Consider the following 16,741-nt stretch of genomic DNA (forward strand, 5'->3'; position numbering starts at 1 on the left):
CGCAATATCGGGGCTGCCATTGGTTATTCGCCCGTCCTCGTGGCACTCTGTGGGCGTGGCCCAGATCTCCTCGGCGATCACCCCCGCCCAACCCGCGGAGCTGTACCCCGGGGATATCAAGTCTGTCCTGCTGACGTCGGCGCAAATTCAGGCCCGAATCGCCGAACTCGGCACCGAGATCGGCGAGAACTACCGTGACGCCGCGATCGAGACCGGACAGGACCTGCTGCTGATCACCGTGCTCAAGGGAGCTGTGATCTTTGTCACCGACCTGGCCCGCGCGATCCCGCTGCCCACGCAGTTCGAGTTCATGGCCGTCAGCTCCTACGGGTCTTCGACGTCCTCGTCGGGCGTGGTGAGGATCCTCAAGGATCTGGACCGCGATATCGAAGGCCGCGACGTGCTGATCGTCGAGGACGTCGTCGACTCCGGCCTCACCCTGTCGTGGCTGCTACGCAACCTCAAAACGCGCCACCCACGTTCGCTGCGGGTGTGCACCCTGCTGCGCAAGCCCGACGCGCAGGGCGCCCACGTCGACATCGCCTACGTGGGCTTCGACATCCCCAACGACTTCGTCGTGGGCTACGGCCTCGATTACGACGAGCGCTACCGCGACCTGTCCTACATCGGAACCCTGGATCCCAGGGTCTACCAGCAGTAGGCCCCGCCCCGGTTGGCCCGCTAGTCCAACTCCCAGACGGCGGTCACCGAGAAGTTCACGGTCTGCTGGCCGGGTTCCAGCGGAACCATCGACGGCATGGCCCGTGGCGCCCCGGTCGGCGGCGGGGCGTTGCCGGTGGCCTCCGAAATGGACAGCACCCGGCCCAGCCGAAGGCCGGACAGCTGGGAGTACTGCTCGGCGCGGCTCTTGGCGTCGTTGAACGCCCGCGAGCGGGCGTCCTTGACCAGCTGCGAATCGTCGGCGATGGAATAGCGGACGGACTTGATCCGGGTGGCATCGCCGCCCGTGCCGACGATCAGCGCGAGCAAGCGCGACGCGGCATCCGCTGGGTGGATTTTGACTGCGATGGCGTTGGTCGCGCGGTACGCGGTGATGGCGGCGGTACCGCTGGGCCCGGGGTTGTTGTACTCCGGCGACAGCGTCACCTCGGTGGTGCTGATGTCCTTGCGATCGATGCCGGCGCCGGTCAGTGCGTTGATGACGGCCTGTTGACGGTCGTTGGTTTGGTTCATCGCCGTGGTGACGTCGGGGGCGGTGAATTCGATGCCGACGTCGGCGGTCAGGGTGTCCGGGACGCCTTGCACCTGACCGGTGCCCACAACCGTGACCTGACGAGGGTTGGCGCCGGGCGCCGGGTTGTGCTTGTCGCACGCCGAGATCACTGCGATCGTCAACCCGGCCGTGACCACGGCCGTCGATCGGCGGACAAGGGTTTCAGTGCTGGGTTTCGGCATGAGTGGACACTAGCGGCTACCGCGCTTCGGCCTGCGTTGCGGGCATCACAATGCAGTGACGATCACGGTTAGCCTTGCGCGAGTGGATGATTGGTGCACTCACCTGACACGATGGGCCCGCGCTACAGAAGCGGCAGCATCCTTCCGCCCGGACCCTCGTCGGGCGGCCCGCTCAGGTCGGACTTGAATCCACGGAATCCGCCGTCCTTCGTCCTTTTATCCTCGAGTCGCCTCTGGACGTCGTCGGGGAGGCGTCCAATGCGGTCGGGCGAATTCCACAGTTCCCAGGTCTGAACCGCCCAGTACACCGCGAACTCGAGGATCACCGCCGATTCCAGCCAGATGACCCATGGCTCCCACCCGGGGCGCCGGAGATGCACTGCGATGACTGCGATTAACGTCACCACCATCACTAGGGCAATGACCCGGTAGAACCACTTATAGCGGTCCTTGTGCGGCGACTTCGTCGTGTCCTCCTGGCCGACGACGTATGCGGCGCAGAACACGGTGATGATGAAGGACAAGAGCATCAACACACCGGAGATGCCGTGAATATGCGCGTAGAACTGGTTCGGGAAGAACACAAGGGCGAAAAAGCCGAGCGCCATGATCACCCAGAAAACCCACTGTGCGACCGTGCCCAACGGACTTCTTTTATGCCGAGTGTGGTTGCGCCAGTGCAGCAAGGCCATCGCCGACCACCCCACAATCAGTGCGACGACGACCGCCCACACGTTGGGCTGAATTGCGGGCACGAATTCGGGCGGAAGATCGTATCGCCCACACCGTTGCTCGGGCGTAAGCGGACCCTGTGGCACCATCGCGATCATCAAGGCGGAGACCCCCGCCAGAGTCAACAAGGCATCCTCGGTGTCGTTGCTGCCCTTGTACATGATGAAAAGCGTGCCGAGCGCCAGCAGCGCGGCGATCAGGATGCTGTGCGCGGAGGTGTAATAGTAAGCACTGAGGGCGAATTGCCAGCAGGTCGCCGACAATTGTCGGATGACGATGGCCACGAATACCATCAGCGTCACGATGACCATGCCCACGCGTAGGTCACGGTATATGGCAAGTGTTATGGGCGTTGGTTTCTGGTTGCTCATGCTGCCTACTTCGGACCTGTCCGGCGTCTATGCGGGGACGATAGCCGGTGATATGGCCGACCGCAGCGAATTTGCAAATTGTGCGCACTGGCCCGGCATGCGCGGCCGATCGCTGGGCGGATCGCGGCGCAGTCGATAAGATCAGACGCGACAGTCCATTTGGGATCGATGCCTCATCACCGCCGGCAACTCGCTGGCGGCGCGGCCAATTGCACTGCACCCAAGCATGTTTGGCCCGAGTTTAGGCCGGGGGGGCCGAAAAGGTCGGCCAGCTCGGGCATCACGGCGTTGCTTTGCCACTGTGTTGCTCAGCCGCCCACTGCGCAGAATCATCGCGTCCGTTTCCCGCGCACCGGGCTCAACCGGCACCCGGGCGGGGCACGCCCTTCGACGAAGAGCCGCGATCGGCCCGGCCGATAACCGCGTCCAATACAGCGCCGGCAAAGCCCGGTGGCCACGTCAGTAGCCTCATATAGGTTCATATATGTCTCCAATAATATTTGTTCTCAACATTTTTCATATCAACTCCAAATGATGCAGCATTTCAGATCAGCTAAATGAACAGTTTTCGTCCTGGTCATGAATTAGCCGCTCTCGGGCTGTCATCTCTGGACACGACTGGCCTAACGTGTCCAGGCGTCCGACTAGGCACTTCCATTGGTGTCGAGAGCTATTGATTTGAAAGGGTTTTGAGAAGACATGTCGTTCTTGCTGGCGCAGCCGGAAATGCTGGATGCCGCTTCCCGCGAGTTGCACGGGATCAACGCGTCCGTGCGGGAGGGGACTTCGGCGGTGGCAATGCCGACGACCAGCGTCGTGCCCGCCGCGGCCGACGCGGTATCGATTTTGACCGCGCAACAATTCTCCCGGCACGGTGCGCTCTTCCAGGAGATCAGCGCACAGGCCGCCCTGGTCCGCGAGCAGTTGGCGACAATGCTTGGCGCCAGTGCCGGTTCGTACGCCGCCACGGAAATCGCCAACACTGCCGCGGTCGGTTAGGCGGGGACACCATGCTCGACTTCGCGCAGTTGCCGCCGGAGATCAACTCCGCGCTGATCTATTCAGGACCCGGCTCAGGCCCGCTGCTGGCCGCAGCCGCGGCCTGGGACGGCCTGGCCACCGACTTGCGATCCGCGGCGTCCGCCTACGGGGCGGTGATCTCGAGCCTTACCGACGGACCATGGCAGGGGCCGGCCGCCTCCGCCATGCTCACTGCGGTTGTCCCGCAGGTGGCTTGGTTGTCCGGCACGGGCGGCAAGGCCGAACACGTCGCCGCCCAGGCGGTGGCGGCGGCGACTGCCTACGAATTGGCGTTCGCCGAAACGGTGCCACCGCCGGTGATTGCGGCGAACCGGGCGTTGCTGGCCGAATTGCTGGCGACGAACGTTCTCGGCCAGAACATCGCGGCCATTGCGGCTACCGAGGCCCAATACGGCGAGATGTGGGCTCAAGACGCCGGCGCGATGTACGGATATGCCGGTGGGTCGGCCGCGGCGTCGATGCTGCCGCCATTCGAGCCGGCCGAGCCTGCTACCAACCCGGCCGGCGCGGCTCGTCAGGCCGCCGCGGTGGCTCAAGCGGCCGGCCGCGGAGGCGAGAGCGCGCAGGACGCGGTGCCCCAAACGCTGTCCGCGCTGGCCGGATCGACGAATAATCCCACTTCGACCGGCAACCCCGCGCCCTTCCTGGGAGGAATCAGCCTGAACCCCGAAGGCGATGGGCTGGTGGTGGGTCGCCCGCTGGGTGATTTGTTGGAGGGCCTGACCGGGTCGCAAACATTGGATGCCAGCACGCCTTTCGACGCCTTCATCCGGTTGATTTCTCCGACGCGGCTTTTCACCACCTCGTTCAAAGACATCCAGAGCCTTGCGCAGGGGTTCATGCCCGCCGCGAAGTCCGCGGCCGAGGGCGTGGCCAAGGCAGCGGAAGCGGTTGCGCCCGCGGCCGTTTCGGGTGCGGGCCTGGGTTCCGTCGGCGCGATTGGCGGAGCTGTCGGCAAGGCGGCATCCGTCGGTGGATTGTCGGTACCGGCGGCTTGGGCGGGCGCGGCGCCGACGGCGCCTTCGGTCGCCGTGGCCCTCAACGGCGCCGCCGCGGCGGGGGCGGCAGACCGTGCCACGAATGCGGTTGGTGGGGTGCCGATGATGCCCGCCGGCGGGGCCGGGCGCGGCGCCGGCGCTTTTGTGGCGCCTCGATACGGTTTCAAGCCCACCGTCATCGCCCAGCCCCCGGCGGGGGGCTGATCCGATGACCGGACCGGCAATCGCTCAGACGAATCAGCGGGGCGGGTCGTCGCGTCCGCGACCGGCCCGCACTACAGACACGGCGGAGAACCTTTGGTAAAGCGCATAATCCGGTCAGGTGTTCGCCACAGGTCGATAGTTTGAACCACCCAGTACGCGGCGAACTCGAGGATCAGCGCCACCTCGGCCAGCAGGCCCCAATGGCCCCCCAAACCTCTCGAGAAGTTAACCCAGAGAACCGCAATCAACGTCGCCAACATCAGCCAGGCAATTGCCCAGTAGATCCGCTTGTAGCCGCGCTGATGCGCCGACTTCGACGGGTTCTCTCGCCCGACGACGTACGCGGTGCAGAACGTGGTGGCGATGAAGGCCGAGAGCATCAGTATCGCGGCGGCGCCGTGTGCACACTTCTTGAACGTGCCCGGAAAGAAAAGCAGCGCGATGAGGCCGAGCGCCATGATCAGCCAGAAAACGCACAGCGACACTATTGCGCCCAGCCTTCGTTTCCGCGGAGGGCGGCCGCGCTTCCATTGGTAGAGCATCACCGACCAGATCACCAGATAGCCCAGACCCAATGCGATGGCCGCCGCCCAAACATTGGGCAGGATGGAGGCTTTGGCAGTGTCGTCGAAGTCGAGCGGCAGATTTGCTGGCCCGGGGCACAGGTCGTCGGGTCGAGACTGCGGCACTATCGCGGCGGTCAATGCACTGACGCCGGCCAGAGTCAACAAGACATCCTCGGTGTCGGTGCTGCCCCGATAGATGATGAAGAGCGTGCCGAGCGCCAGGAGCGCGGCGATGACGATGCTGTGCGCGGAGGTGTAATAGTACGTGCTGAGGGCCGATTGCCAGCAGGGCGCGGACCTCTTTTCGATGAGCACCCCCGCAACGACCATCACCATGAGTACGACCATGGCGACGCGTAAGTCGCGGTATATGGCAAGCGTCATGGGAGTGCGGAGCGGGCCTTGGCCGCCCGCGCCGCTTGGCTGGCTCACGCGGCCCACACTTCTCGATGACGGGCGCTTTCGCCCTTTTGGTTCGCTTCAGTCATATCGCGACCTGGTTGTGGACGAAGTTGATTTGGCTGCTGCAGATTTTAGGGATATTCGTCTAGCGATGTGCAGCTACGCGGTTTTTGATATCCCTAGGGCGTGACGAGGATCTTGCAGTGCCGCTCGGGGTCGGCGAGATCGGCGAAAGCCGTACCGACCGCGTCGAGGCCGACCTCGCCGGTGATCAGCGGGCTGACGTCGATGTCGCCCTCGGCCAGGGCGCGTAGCGAGTCGCCGAACTCCTCGGGCGTGTAGGCGAGTACGAATTGCACGTTGATTTCTTTGGCGATCGCAAAGAACGGATGCACCGTATCGGGTTGCATGCACACACCTGCGACCACCAGTCGCGTGCCGCTCCGCGCCCGAAGGAGAACGTCATCGATGATGCCGGGCACGCCGACCGCCTCGAACACCACCGCGGGCTTGACGGTGTCGAAGGGCGAACCCTGCGCCGCGTCCAGTGTCTGGTGGGCTCCCATCGCCGTGGCCAGCTCACGGCGTTTGGGCGAAAAATCCGATGCCACAATGGTTTCGACGCCTTTCGCGCGCAGTGCGGCGATGATGGCGATTCCGATCGGGCCACAGCCGAGCACCAGGGCCGTCTCGCCGGGCGCGATACTGGACTTGTTGACCGCATGCAGCCCCACGGCCATCGGCTCGGTGAGCGCGGCGTGCTTGAGGTCCAGGCCGTTGGGGATCGGCAGCAGCAGCGGCGCCGAGAGCAGCATCCGTTCGGCGTAGCCGCCGATGGTGCTGTTGCTGTAGACGATCGGCTCGACGCCCTTGGCGGACAACAGCACCGGTAACGACGTCACGAGAGTGCCCGGCGGATGGGTCTCGGTGTCCGGCCCGGCTTCGAGGATCTCGACGCTGAACTCGTGACCCATGAAGATGTCGTGCCTCAGGTCGACGTGCATGCCGCCCGTGCCGCCGGCCACCCGGTCGCTCATCTCCAGCACCTGCGCGCCGTGGGCGGCGAAATGCAAGTCGGAGCCGCAGATTCCGCACGCCCGCACGCCCACCAGCACCTGACCGGCCTCCGGTATCGGGTCGGGCACGTCGTCCCGGTAGACCATGCGGCCGTCCCGCAGCACCGCCGCGCGCATCAGTGCACCGCGTCTTTCTGCTCGTCGACGTGTTCGGTGATGGCCTTCACCACCGCTTCGCCGGCCCGGCCGATCAATTGGTCGCGTTTGCCCTTCGCCCAGTCGTGCGAGGAGCGGGACGCTTCGAGCTGTCGTTTGAAGTGCGGAATCACCTTGCGCGCCATCAGGTCATAGCTGTGGTACGTCGCCTGCGGCGACGCCCAGTCGTGGCCGAGCATCAGCAGGGTGCCGAAGCCGCCGGAGCGGTCGAGCAGGTCCTCGATGTGGGCGATGGCGTCCTCCGGAGTGCCGATGCAGCAGTTTCCCTTCGCCGCGTAGTCGGCGACGAACTCGTGCGGCGTCTGGGTGCCTTCCACGCTGTTGGCCAGCGGCACAAACCCGGCGGCGCCAAAGTAATTCGCGAAATCCTGCAGTCCGTAGGTGCAGTCGTCAATGGCCTGCTCACGGCTGTCGGCGATGTGCATGATGCTCAGGACGCGCCAGCCGGCCCGGTCCGGCTCCTCCCGGCCCACCTTCGCGGCCTGTTCGCGGACCACGTCCCAGGTGGTTTCCAGCGCCGCGTAGCCGCCCGGTACCGACATCGACAACGACAGCAGCGAGGTGCCCAGAGCACCCGCCAGCCGCGGGCCCGACGGCGAAATCATTGCCGCCGTGGAGATCTCGGGATACGGCCAGGTGTAGGGCCGGATATGCAACTGCGCGTCTCGCAGGGTGAACCAATCGGAGTGACGGTCTATGCGTTCAGTGGGTGCGGCGCGGAACAGCGCCAGGATCGCCTCGAGAGACTCCTGCATCATCCGACGCTGCTCGATCGGGTCGATGCCCATCATGTAAGCGTCCGAGGGCAACGCGCCGGGGCCGGTGCCGAACATCACCCGCCCGCGGGTCAGGTGATCCAGCAGCACCCAGCGGTCGGCGACCATGAGCGGATGGTGGTAGGGCAGCGACACGACGCCGGTGCCCAGCCGGATGTGTTTAGTGCGCTCGGCCGCCGCCGCGATGAACACCTCCGGGCAGGCGATCAGTTCGTAGCCACCGGAGTGGTGCTCGCCGAACCACGCCTCGTCGAATCCCAGGCGGTCCAGGGCGACGACGCGTTCCATGTCGTATTCCAGTGCCACGGTTGGGGATTGGCCGATGGGATGAAACGGGGTGATGAAGACACCGAAACGCAGGGGCGCGCTCATTGCAGCTCCAATCCGTTGAGGAATTCCAGTAAGGCCGCATTCACCTCGTCGGGGCGCTCCTGCTGCAGCCAATGCCCGGCGCCCTCGATCATCACCTGTCGGTACGGGCCCGAGATGGCATCCGCAGCGCGATCGGTGCGGGTGAAAGCCAGGACGGGATCGGCCGTCCCGCCGATGAACAGACAGGGGACCGGGATCTTCGCACCGTCGAGTTCGGCGGTGGTCTCCCAGTTGCGGTCGAAATTGCGATACCAGTTCAGTCCGCCGGTGAAACCGGTACCGGTGAACTGGGCGATGTAGTGGTCGAGCTCGTCCTGGGTTATCCAGTCCGGCAACGCGTCGGGCTCGGGCAGCCGCTCGATGAAACCTTCCGGCCCGGGGGCCACCATCCGTATCGCCGCGGCCTTGTCGCCGGATGTCCCCAGGCTGCCCATCATGCGGCGCATCACCCGAGCGGGATCGGCGTTCAATTCGGCGTCGGCGACGCCAGGCTCCTGGAAGTACAGGATGTAGAAGAAGTTCTCGCCGAACGTCTTGCGCCACGCCGTCGTCGGCGCCACCCGCGGGCGCGGCGTCACCGGCACGCTCATCGCGGCGACGGCCGCGACCCGGTCCGGATGCAGCAGCGGGGCGTTCCACACCACGGCGGCACCCCAGTCGTGCCCGACCCACACGGCGCGCTGCGCGCCGACGTCGTCGAGCAGACCGACCAGGTCGGCGGTCAGCTGATGAATGTCGTAGGCGTCGACGGCATCCGGACGATCCGAACCGCCGTAGCCGCGCTGATCGGGTGCCAGCACGTGGTAGCCGGCGTCGGCGAGGACGGGTATCTGGTGACGCCAGGAGTAGGCGAGTTCGGGAAAGCCGTGCGCCAGGAGCACCACGGGTGCGCCTCTGTCGCCCGCTTCGGTCACTCGCAGCCGCACACCATTGGTCTCTACTAACCGTTCGGTTGGGGGCACCGTCTCACCAAAGCACACCGGTTGCTGGCTGAGAAGGCCCCGAACGGTGTTGGCTCGCCGGACGGCGCTCGGTTGGCGATCAAAAGGGCGGCAGCCGGGAATACTCGATTCGATGCGACTGGACCATGTGGTGCTGTGGACCAAAAATCCGCGGGTGTCGATGGACTTCTACACCCGCGTCGTCGGGCTGGAACCGGTCCGCTTCGCCGAATTCGAAGCCGGAGACGCGCCGTTTCCAAGCGTGCGGGTCTGCCCGGACTCCATCATCGACTTGATGCCCGCCGACGGCGTTACGGCGACCGAAGCGTTGACCCGCATCGAGGGCAGCGCCGGCCACCCGGTCAACCACCTCTGCCTGGCGCTGTCGAAGTCCGAATACGATGCGCTGGACCGGCGGCTGCAGGCCGAAGGCGTGGACACCAGCGCACGGCTGAACCGCAGCTTCGGCGCGCGGGGGTGGGCGCCGCAGGGGTACTACTTCCCCGATCCGGACGGCAACGTGGTCGAGGCGCGGTATTACGAGGAGCCGGGAACTGCCGGTCGTTAACTGAGCAGGACGGCGGCGGCCTGGCGCACTGCGCCCCGGCTCTGCCGGAGCTGGCGATCGCCACTGGCGGTATGGTGTCGACCCGCTGCGCCCCGGCTCTGCCGGAGCTGGCGATCGCCACTAGCGGTAGCCTGGACTTTTCCAGCTGCGTGCACATCGGGGAAGGACCTGGCCGGCAAGGCCGATGATTGATGAACCGGAAAAACGTGATTCGCACCATCACGGCGATTGCTGTCGTGGTGCTGCTCGGCTGGTCGTTCTTCTACTTCAGCGACGACACCCGCGGCTACAAGCCCGTCGACACGTCGGTGGCGATGGCCCAGATCAACGGCGACAACGTCAAAAGCGCACAGATCGACGACCGCGAACAGCAACTTCGATTGACCCTGAAGAAGGGCAACGGTGACACCGACAATTCGGACAAGGTCATCACCAAATTCCCCAGCGGCTACGCCGTCGACCTGTTCAACGCGCTGACCGCCAAGAACGCGAAGGTCAGCACCGTCGTCAACCAGGGCAGCATCCTGGGTGAACTGTTGGTCTACGTCCTGCCGCTGCTGCTGCTGGTCGGGCTGTTCGTGATGTTCTCCCGCATGCAGGGCGGCGCCCGGATGGGCTTCGGCTTCGGCAAGTCGCGCGCCAAACAGCTCTCCAAGGACATGCCCAAGACCACGTTCGCCGACGTCGCCGGCGTCGACGAGGCGGTCGAGGAGCTCTACGAGATCAAGGACTTCCTGCAGAACCCCGGCCGCTATCAGGCGCTGGGCGCCAAGATCCCCAAAGGCGTGCTGCTCTACGGGCCGCCGGGAACCGGTAAGACGCTGCTGGCCCGCGCGGTCGCCGGGGAGGCCGGGGTTCCGTTCTTCACGATCTCGGGCTCCGACTTCGTCGAGATGTTCGTCGGCGTCGGTGCGTCCCGGGTACGCGACCTGTTCGATCAGGCCAAGCAGAACAACCCGTGCATCATTTTCGTCGACGAGATCGACGCGGTGGGCCGCCAGCGGGGCGCCGGCCTCGGGGGCGGGCACGACGAGCGCGAGCAGACGCTCAACCAGTTGCTGGTCGAGATGGACGGGTTCGACCCCCGGGCCGGCGTCATCCTGATCGCGGCCACCAACCGACCGGACATCCTGGACCCCGCGCTGCTGCGTCCCGGCCGCTTCGACCGGCAGATCCCGGTGTCCAATCCTGACCTGGCGGGTCGCAAAGCGGTGCTCGAAGTGCACTCCAAGGGCAAGCCGATCGGCCCCGACGCCGACCTCGCCGGGCTGGCCAAACGCACCGTCGGCATGACCGGTGCCGACCTGGCCAACGTCATCAACGAGGCGGCGCTGCTCACCGCCCGCGAGAACGGCACCGTCATCACCAGCGCCGCCCTGGAGGAAGCGGTGGACCGGGTGATCGGTGGGCCGCGGCGCAAGGGCCGGATCATCAGCGAGCAGGAAAAGAAGATCACCGCCTACCACGAGGGCGGGCACACGCTGGCCGCCTGGGCGATGCCCGATATCGAGCCGATCTATAAGGTGACGATCTTGGCGCGGGGGCGCACCGGCGGGCACGCGGTGGCGGTGCCGGAGGAAGACAAGGGCCTGCGGACCCGCTCGGAGATGATCGCGCAGCTGGTATTCGCCATGGGTGGGCGCGCCGCCGAGGAGCTGGTCTTCCGGGAGCCGACGACGGGCGCGGTGTCCGACATCGAGCAGGCGACCAAGATCGCGCGCGCGATGGTCACCGAATTCGGCATGAGCTCCAAACTCGGTGCGGTCAAATACGGTTCGGAGCACGGCGACCCGTTCCTGGGTCGCACCATGGGGACCCAGGCCGACTACTCGCACGAGGTCGCCCGCGACATCGACGACGAGATCCGCAAACTGATCGAGGCCGCCCACACGGAGGCGTGGGAGATCCTCACCGAATATCGCGACATCCTCGACACGTTGGCCGGCCAGCTGCTGGAAAAGGAAACCCTGCACCGGGCCGAGCTGGAGGGCATCTTCTCCGGCGTCGAAAAACGCCCGCGGCTCACCATGTTCGACGATTTCGGCGGCCGCATCCCGTCGGACAAACCGCCGATCAAGACGCCCGGCGAGCTGGCCATCGAGCGCGGCGAGCCTTGGCCCCCGCCGGTTCAAGAGCCCGCCTTCAAGGCAGCCATCGCGCGGGCCAGTGCGGCCGCCGCGGCCGCGCAGGCCGAGGCCGAGCGAAACGCCAACGGCGGCAATGGTTCTCATGGTGCTCCAGGCGGTAACCGCCAGGGCGAGCCGCATGGGCCCACGCAACCCGACTACGGCGCCCCGGCCGGCTGGCGCGCGCCGGGCTGGCCGCCGCAGCAACAACCGCCCAATTACTGGCATCCGCCCGCGCAACCCGGCCAGCAGCCGCACTGGCAGCAACCGGCACGCGGCTACGCCGCACCGCAGGGGTATCCCGGACAGCAGGGCGGCCCGGGTGGTCAGCAAAGTTATCCCGGTCAGCAGGGCGGCGCGGGTCACCCGGGTCAGCCACATCCCGCCTATCCGCCGTATCCGCCGTATCCGCCGCCCGGCCAACCCGCCCCGCGGGGCGGCTCGCCCGACCGGCAGGATGACGACGTAAGCCGGTCCAACCCGCCGGCTCACGGCTGAGCAAACGGAGGATTCGATGGCCTTACGTGGTTTGGGGCCGGATACCGCGGTGCACACGACGCGGCTGTTCGATCAGGAGCGCGCCGAGGCCGCGGTCCGCGAGTTGCTGCACGCGATAGGTGAAGACCCCGACCGGGATGGTTTGCGGGAAACGCCGGCCCGGGTCGCCCGCGCCTATCGCGAGATGTTCGCCGGGCTCTACACCGACCCGGACAGCGTGTTGAACACGATGTTCGACGAGGATCACGACGAGCTGGTGCTGGTCAAGGAGATCCCGCTGTACTCAACGTGTGAGCACCATTTGGTGTCGTTCCACGGGGTGGCTCACGTGGGCTACATCCCGGGCAACGACGGCCGGGTCACCGGCCTGTCGAAGATCGCCCGGCTGGTCGATCTGTACTCCAAGCGGCCCCAGGTGCAGGAGCGACTCACCAGCCAGATCGCCGACGCGCTGGTGAAAAAGCTCAATCCGCGCGGCGTGATCGTCGTGGTGGAGGCCGAGCACCTGTGCATGGCGATGCGCGGGGTACGCAAGCCCGGAGCGATCACCACCACCTCGGCGGTGCGCGGACTGTTCAAGACCAACGCCGCTTCTCGAGCCGAAGCGCTCGACCTGATACTGCGTAAGTGAGTCTGGCGCCTGTGCAGGTAATGGGAGTCCTGAACGTCACTGACGATTCGTTCTCCGACGGCGGCCGCTATCTCGACCCCGACAAGGCCGTCTCGCAGGCCTTGGCCCTGATCGCCGACGGCGCCCACATCGTCGACGTCGGGGGAGAGTCGACCCGTCCCGGCGCCGCGCGGATCGATCCGCACGTCGAGACGTCCCGCGTTTTGCCCGTTGTGAAAGAGCTTGCGGCACAAGGCATCACGGTCAGTATCGATACCATGCACGCCGACGTCGCGCGGGCGGCGCTGTGCGCAGGAGCGCGGATCGTCAACGACGTGTCCGGCGGCCGCGCCGATCCCGCCATGGCGCCGCTGCTGGCCGAGGCGAAAGTGCCCTGGGTGCTGATGCATTGGCGATCGGTGTCGGCCGAGCGGCCGCACGCGGTGCCGCACTACCGGGACGTGGTCGCCGAGGTGCGCACCGAGCTGCTGGCCAGCGTCGACGCCGCGGTGACCGCCGGTGTCGACCCCGGTCGGCTGATGATCGATCCAGGGCTGGGCTTTGCCAAGACGGCACAACACAATTGGGCGCTGCTGCATGCCCTGCCGCAACTGGTCGCCACCGGCATCCCGGTGCTCCTGGGTGCATCGCGCAAACGATTCCTCGGTGCGTTGCTGGCCGGGTCCGACGGTTCGCCGCGACCGCCCGATGGGCGTGAGACGGCCACCGCGGTGGTTTCGGCGCTGGCCGCCCTGCATGGCGCTTGGGGGGTGCGCGTGCACGACGTACGCGCCACGGTCGATGCCCTCAAGGTCGTGGCGGCCTGGACCGACGGGTCGCACCCGGAACCGGCTGGCGACAATGGCTGATCGAATCGAGTTGCGCGGCTTGCAGATTCGCGGACAACACGGGGTTTTCGACCACGAGCGTGCCAACGGTCAGGACTTCGTCGTCGACATCACGGTGTGGATCGACCTCGTCGACGCCGCGGCCAGCGACGAACTGGCCGACACCTACGACTACGCCGCGCTGGCCCAGTTGGCCGCCGACGTGGTCGCCGGCCCCGCGCGCAATCTGATCGAAACCGTCGCAGCCCAGATCGCCGACCGGGTGATGGACGACGAACGCGTGCACGCCGCCGAGGTGGCGGTGCACAAGCCGCAGGCCCCGATCCCGCAGCAGTTCGCCGACGTCTCGGTGGTGGTGCGGCGATCGCGCCGCGGCGGCCGCGGTTCGGTGATCCCGGCGGGCGGGGCGCTATGACCCGCGTTGTGCTGTCCATCGGCTCCAATCTGGGCGACCGCCTGGCGCGGCTGCAATCGGTGGTCGACGGGCTGGCCGACGCGGTGCTTGCCGTGTCGCGGGTGTACGAGACCGACCCGTGGGGGCGGGTGGATCAGGCCCCGTTCCTCAACGCGGTGCTGATCGCCGACGACCCGGACTGCGACGGGCAGGGCTGGCTGCGGCGGGGGCAGGAGTTCGAGCGCGCGGCGGGCCGGGTGCGCGGCGAGCGATGGGGCCCGCGCACCCTCGACGTCGACCTGATCGCCTGCTACGGCCCAACCGAGGTGATCTCGCGGGAGAACAACCTGACGTTGCCGCATCCGCTGGCCCACCTGCGGGCGTTCGTGCTCATCCCATGGCTGGATGTCGACCCGGACGCTCGGCTGACGCTGGCCGACGGGCCGCAGCCGGTTGCCGGCCTGCTCGCCCAGCTGGAGGCCGCCGATCGGGACGGGGTGCGGCCGACCGGACTGACGTTGCGGCCCAATGGGGACCCGCCGGCCGGCCGGGGGCCGGCGAGCTGATGGGCCCTACCCGCAAGCGCGACTTGACCGCCGCGGTGGTCGCCGCCGCCGTCGTGGGGTATTTGCTGGTCAACGGCCTCTACCGGTGGTTTCCGCCGATCACGGTGTGGACCGGCCTGTCGCTGCTGGCGGTGGCGGTCGTCGAGGCGCTGTGGGCGCGCTATGTGCGGGCCAGGATCAGCGAGGGCGAAATCGGGTCGGGTCCGGGCTGGCTGCACCCGCTTGCGGTGGCGCGCAGCCTGATCGTCGCCAAGGCCTCTGCTTGGGTCGGCGCGTTGATGCTGGGCTGGTGGGTCGGCATCCTGGTGTACTTCCTGCCCCGCAAATCCTGGTTGCGGGCCGCCGCCGAGGACACCTCGGGGACCGTGGTGGCAGCCGTCAGCGCGCTGGCGCTGCTGATCGCCGCGCTGTGGCTGCAACACTGCTGCAAGTCGCCGCCGGATCAGACGGAACACGGCGAGGGTGCGGAAAGCTAGGCCCCGCCACGGATTGCCCCGGTGGGCGGGCGGTTGACCCCCGCGACCCCGCGGATAACCCGCGCGAGAATCGCCGAAGGCGCGCGACACGCGGATTGACCTCGCACAGGTACTCTCAGGCCATGACCGTTCTGTCCCGCGGCGCCCGGGTCCGGCGCGGCGGCCGCAGGCCGGGGTGGGTGCTCTTGACGGCGTTGCTGGTCCTCGCGATGGGGGCCAGCTCCGCATTGGTTTTCACCAATCGGGTGGAACTTCTCAAGCTCGCTGTAATCCTGGCGCTGTGGGCCGCAGTCGCCGGCGCCTTCGTTTCCGTGCTTTATCGCCGCCAAAGCGACGCCGATCAGTCCCGGGTCCGCGACCTCAAGCTGGTTTACGACCTTCAGCTGGACCGGGAGATCTCGGCCCGGCGTGAATACGAGCTGACGGTCGAGTCGCAGCTGCGCCGCGAGCTGGCCTCCGAGTTGCGCGCTCAGGCCGCCGACGATCTGGCCGAGTTGCGCGCGGAGCTTTCCGCCCTGCGGACCAGCCTGGAAATCCTGTTCGACACCGACCTGGCGCACCGGCCAGCCCTCGGCGGCACGCCGGACGCCGAGCCGCAACCGGAGCGCGCGTACAGCGAGTGGGATCGCAACGGCGAGAATCCCCGAGACACTCCGGTCGATTGGGTGTCCAGCGACCGCGTGACGTCGGTGCCGCAGGGCAGCCGCACCGATGACGCCATCATCGACGTCCCCGAGGAACCGCTGGTCCCCCCGCGGCAGCAGCCGTCGCCGCACCGCCGGGAGCGGGTGCCAAACCAGTACGAGCCGGCGCCGGATCCCGCGTACGCCCAGGACCCGGCCTACGCCGAGGACACCTCCCATGCGGGGCCGGCGGAGCCGCGATTCGAGCCGCGCCCCCAACCGCCGCCAGCCGCGGCTGCGGCGCAGTTCGCACCGGAGCCGCCGCCGGAGCCCCAACCGCAGCGCGAACCAGAACGAGCGCCGGAACCGCAACCACAGCCCCAGGCGCAGTGGCCGGGGCAGGGCTGGCAGCCGGTCGCCGCGGAAGGCCAGTGGTTGCCTCCCGGCGCGCCGGGGAGCAACTGGGCCGGCGCGGATTCCCGCGCGGAATCGTCCGGTGGGCGGCGGCGCGCCCGGCATTCGGGCGTCGACGAAGCCTGGGATGGACCGCCCGTCGAGCCCGTGCCGGCGCCGCAGTACGGCGACTCCGGCCGCCGCGCACGGTCTCGCCACTCGGCGGAGTACCGCGACTACGGGGTGAACAACTTCTCGCCGAACAACGAACCGTCGCCCGGACCTTCCGCCGCGCCGCCCCCGCCGGCCGCCGCGACGCCACCCCCGCCGCCGGCTCCCCCGATGCACCCCGGTCCATCCGCGGGCGCGCCACCGCCGCCGCGGCTGGCGCCGCCGCCGGCACCGGAGCAGGCGCCCAGGCACGGCGGTGACCCGCAGCAAGAGGATCCCGACGGCGCGGGAGATGGCAGCCCCACCGGGGGCCAATCGGTGGCCGATCTGCTGGCCCGCCTGCAGGTGCAGCCCTCCCAAGGCGGCCGGCGCCGCAGACGTGATTAGCCGACCTGGGAGCTTCCTCACATTGGGTAA

General features: G+C 67.4%; 17 protein-coding genes. 11 read left to right on the top strand and 6 right to left on the bottom strand.

Annotation, left to right across the window (positions count from 1 at the left end; genetic code table 11):
- The first annotated feature begins 49 nt into the window (after positions 1-49).
- Positions 50-661 carry a hypoxanthine phosphoribosyltransferase gene (hpt, locus tag AC5Y7E_RS03295; RefSeq protein ID WP_067133494.1) on the top strand — a complete coding sequence of 204 codons (612 nt, stop codon included), beginning with the start codon at positions 50-52 and terminating at the stop codon, positions 659-661.
- Positions 662-681: 20 nt separating this feature from the next.
- Here hpt and AC5Y7E_RS03300 read toward each other — a convergent pair whose 3' ends face one another.
- Together AC5Y7E_RS03300 and AC5Y7E_RS03305 are read right to left on the bottom strand one after the other, a co-directional pair.
- Entirely contained in the window at positions 682-1,416 is a 735-nt protein-coding gene (locus AC5Y7E_RS03300) for an SIMPL domain-containing protein (RefSeq protein ID WP_499947405.1), read from the bottom strand.
- 122 nt (positions 1,417-1,538) lie between these two features.
- On the bottom strand, positions 1,539-2,465 hold the full coding sequence (locus tag AC5Y7E_RS03305) for a hypothetical protein (RefSeq protein ID WP_499947406.1): 927 nt from the start codon (positions 2,463-2,465) through the stop codon (positions 1,539-1,541).
- A 753-nt stretch (positions 2,466-3,218) separates the two neighbouring features.
- Between AC5Y7E_RS03305 and AC5Y7E_RS03310 the strand changes: the two genes are divergently transcribed.
- Together AC5Y7E_RS03310 and AC5Y7E_RS03315 are read left to right on the top strand one after the other, a co-directional pair.
- A complete protein-coding gene (locus tag AC5Y7E_RS03310; RefSeq protein ID WP_499947407.1) occupies positions 3,219-3,518 on the top strand; it encodes a PE family protein in 300 nt (99 codons plus the stop codon).
- A gap of 11 nt (positions 3,519-3,529) precedes the next feature.
- Positions 3,530-4,762, top strand: a complete 1,233-nt coding sequence (locus tag AC5Y7E_RS03315; RefSeq protein ID WP_499947408.1) for a PPE family protein — start codon at positions 3,530-3,532, stop codon at positions 4,760-4,762.
- A 71-nt stretch (positions 4,763-4,833) separates the two neighbouring features.
- On the opposite strand, the gene AC5Y7E_RS03320 is transcribed toward AC5Y7E_RS03315, so the two are convergent.
- The 4 genes from AC5Y7E_RS03320 to AC5Y7E_RS03335 form a co-directional block, all read right to left on the bottom strand.
- A complete protein-coding gene (locus AC5Y7E_RS03320) occupies positions 4,834-5,664 on the bottom strand; it encodes a hypothetical protein (RefSeq protein ID WP_499947409.1) in 831 nt (276 codons plus the stop codon).
- 245 nt (positions 5,665-5,909) lie between these two features.
- Positions 5,910-6,923: a zinc-binding dehydrogenase gene (locus AC5Y7E_RS03325; protein WP_499947410.1), complete on the bottom strand. Its 1,014-nt coding sequence runs from the start codon at positions 6,921-6,923 to the stop codon at positions 5,910-5,912.
- Positions 6,923-8,110: an LLM class flavin-dependent oxidoreductase gene (locus AC5Y7E_RS03330; protein WP_499917065.1), complete on the bottom strand. Its 1,188-nt coding sequence runs from the start codon at positions 8,108-8,110 to the stop codon at positions 6,923-6,925. Before AC5Y7E_RS03330 ends, AC5Y7E_RS03325 begins: the two co-directional genes overlap by 1 nt.
- Entirely contained in the window at positions 8,107-9,072 is a 966-nt protein-coding gene (locus AC5Y7E_RS03335) for an alpha/beta fold hydrolase (RefSeq protein WP_499947411.1), read from the bottom strand. Before AC5Y7E_RS03335 ends, AC5Y7E_RS03330 begins: the two co-directional genes overlap by 4 nt.
- A gap of 112 nt (positions 9,073-9,184) precedes the next feature.
- Here AC5Y7E_RS03335 and AC5Y7E_RS03340 point away from each other — a divergent pair, with 112 nt between their 5' ends.
- The 8 genes from AC5Y7E_RS03340 (at position 9,185) to AC5Y7E_RS03375 (ending at position 16,711) form a co-directional block, all read left to right on the top strand.
- Positions 9,185-9,619, top strand: coding sequence for a VOC family protein (locus tag AC5Y7E_RS03340; RefSeq protein WP_499947412.1), 435 nt, complete (start codon positions 9,185-9,187; stop codon positions 9,617-9,619).
- A gap of 191 nt (positions 9,620-9,810) precedes the next feature.
- Entirely contained in the window at positions 9,811-12,243 is a 2,433-nt protein-coding gene (ftsH, locus tag AC5Y7E_RS03345; RefSeq protein WP_499947413.1) for an ATP-dependent zinc metalloprotease FtsH, read from the top strand.
- A 16-nt stretch (positions 12,244-12,259) separates the two neighbouring features.
- Positions 12,260-12,874 (top strand): GTP cyclohydrolase I FolE, encoded by a 615-nt coding sequence (gene folE, locus AC5Y7E_RS03350; RefSeq protein WP_499947414.1) that lies wholly within the window; start codon positions 12,260-12,262, stop codon positions 12,872-12,874.
- On the top strand, positions 12,871-13,722 hold the full coding sequence (folP, locus tag AC5Y7E_RS03355) for a dihydropteroate synthase (protein ID WP_499947415.1): 852 nt from the start codon (positions 12,871-12,873) through the stop codon (positions 13,720-13,722). The genes folE and folP overlap by 4 nt, the downstream gene beginning before the upstream one ends.
- Positions 13,715-14,116: a dihydroneopterin aldolase gene (gene folB, locus AC5Y7E_RS03360; RefSeq protein WP_499947416.1), complete on the top strand. Its 402-nt coding sequence runs from the start codon at positions 13,715-13,717 to the stop codon at positions 14,114-14,116. The genes folP and folB overlap by 8 nt, the downstream gene beginning before the upstream one ends.
- Positions 14,113-14,661, top strand: a complete 549-nt coding sequence (gene folK / locus AC5Y7E_RS03365) for a 2-amino-4-hydroxy-6-hydroxymethyldihydropteridine diphosphokinase (protein ID WP_499947417.1) — start codon at positions 14,113-14,115, stop codon at positions 14,659-14,661. The genes folB and folK overlap by 4 nt, the downstream gene beginning before the upstream one ends.
- Positions 14,661-15,137, top strand: a complete 477-nt coding sequence (locus AC5Y7E_RS03370) for a DUF3180 domain-containing protein (protein WP_499917057.1) — start codon at positions 14,661-14,663, stop codon at positions 15,135-15,137. Before folK ends, AC5Y7E_RS03370 begins: the two co-directional genes overlap by 1 nt.
- Positions 15,138-15,259: 122 nt before the next feature.
- A complete protein-coding gene (locus tag AC5Y7E_RS03375; RefSeq protein WP_499947418.1) occupies positions 15,260-16,711 on the top strand; it encodes a DUF6779 domain-containing protein in 1,452 nt (483 codons plus the stop codon).
- Positions 16,712-16,741: the final 30 nt, after the last annotated feature.

This window comes from Mycobacterium sp. NGS17, from assembly GCF_059813205.1.

Bases quoted from the DNA above. Each gene is read 5' to 3' on its own strand.
- AC5Y7E_RS03370 (WP_499917057.1), top strand. From the start codon at position 14,661: ATGGGCCCTACCCGCAAGCGCGACTTGACCGCCGCGGTGGTCGCCGCC.
- folK (WP_499947417.1), top strand. From the start codon at position 14,113: ATGACCCGCGTTGTGCTGTCCATCGGCTCCAATCTGGGCGACCGCCTG.
- AC5Y7E_RS03375 (WP_499947418.1), top strand. From the start codon at position 15,260: ATGACCGTTCTGTCCCGCGGCGCCCGGGTCCGGCGCGGCGGCCGCAGG.
- AC5Y7E_RS03320 (WP_499947409.1), bottom strand. From the start codon at position 5,664: ATGGTGATGGTCGTTGCGGGGGTGCTCATCGAAAAGAGGTCCGCGCCC.
- AC5Y7E_RS03315 (WP_499947408.1), top strand. From the start codon at position 3,530: ATGCTCGACTTCGCGCAGTTGCCGCCGGAGATCAACTCCGCGCTGATC.
- AC5Y7E_RS03300 (WP_499947405.1), bottom strand. From the start codon at position 1,416: ATGCCGAAACCCAGCACTGAAACCCTTGTCCGCCGATCGACGGCCGTG.
- AC5Y7E_RS03310 (WP_499947407.1), top strand. From the start codon at position 3,219: ATGTCGTTCTTGCTGGCGCAGCCGGAAATGCTGGATGCCGCTTCCCGC.
- AC5Y7E_RS03340 (WP_499947412.1), top strand. From the start codon at position 9,185: ATGCGACTGGACCATGTGGTGCTGTGGACCAAAAATCCGCGGGTGTCG.
- AC5Y7E_RS03325 (WP_499947410.1), bottom strand. From the start codon at position 6,923: ATGCGCGCGGCGGTGCTGCGGGACGGCCGCATGGTCTACCGGGACGAC.
- ftsH (WP_499947413.1), top strand. From the start codon at position 9,811: ATGAACCGGAAAAACGTGATTCGCACCATCACGGCGATTGCTGTCGTG.
- folB (WP_499947416.1), top strand. From the start codon at position 13,715: ATGGCTGATCGAATCGAGTTGCGCGGCTTGCAGATTCGCGGACAACAC.
- AC5Y7E_RS03330 (WP_499917065.1), bottom strand. From the start codon at position 8,110: ATGAGCGCGCCCCTGCGTTTCGGTGTCTTCATCACCCCGTTTCATCCC.
- folE (WP_499947414.1), top strand. From the start codon at position 12,260: ATGGCCTTACGTGGTTTGGGGCCGGATACCGCGGTGCACACGACGCGG.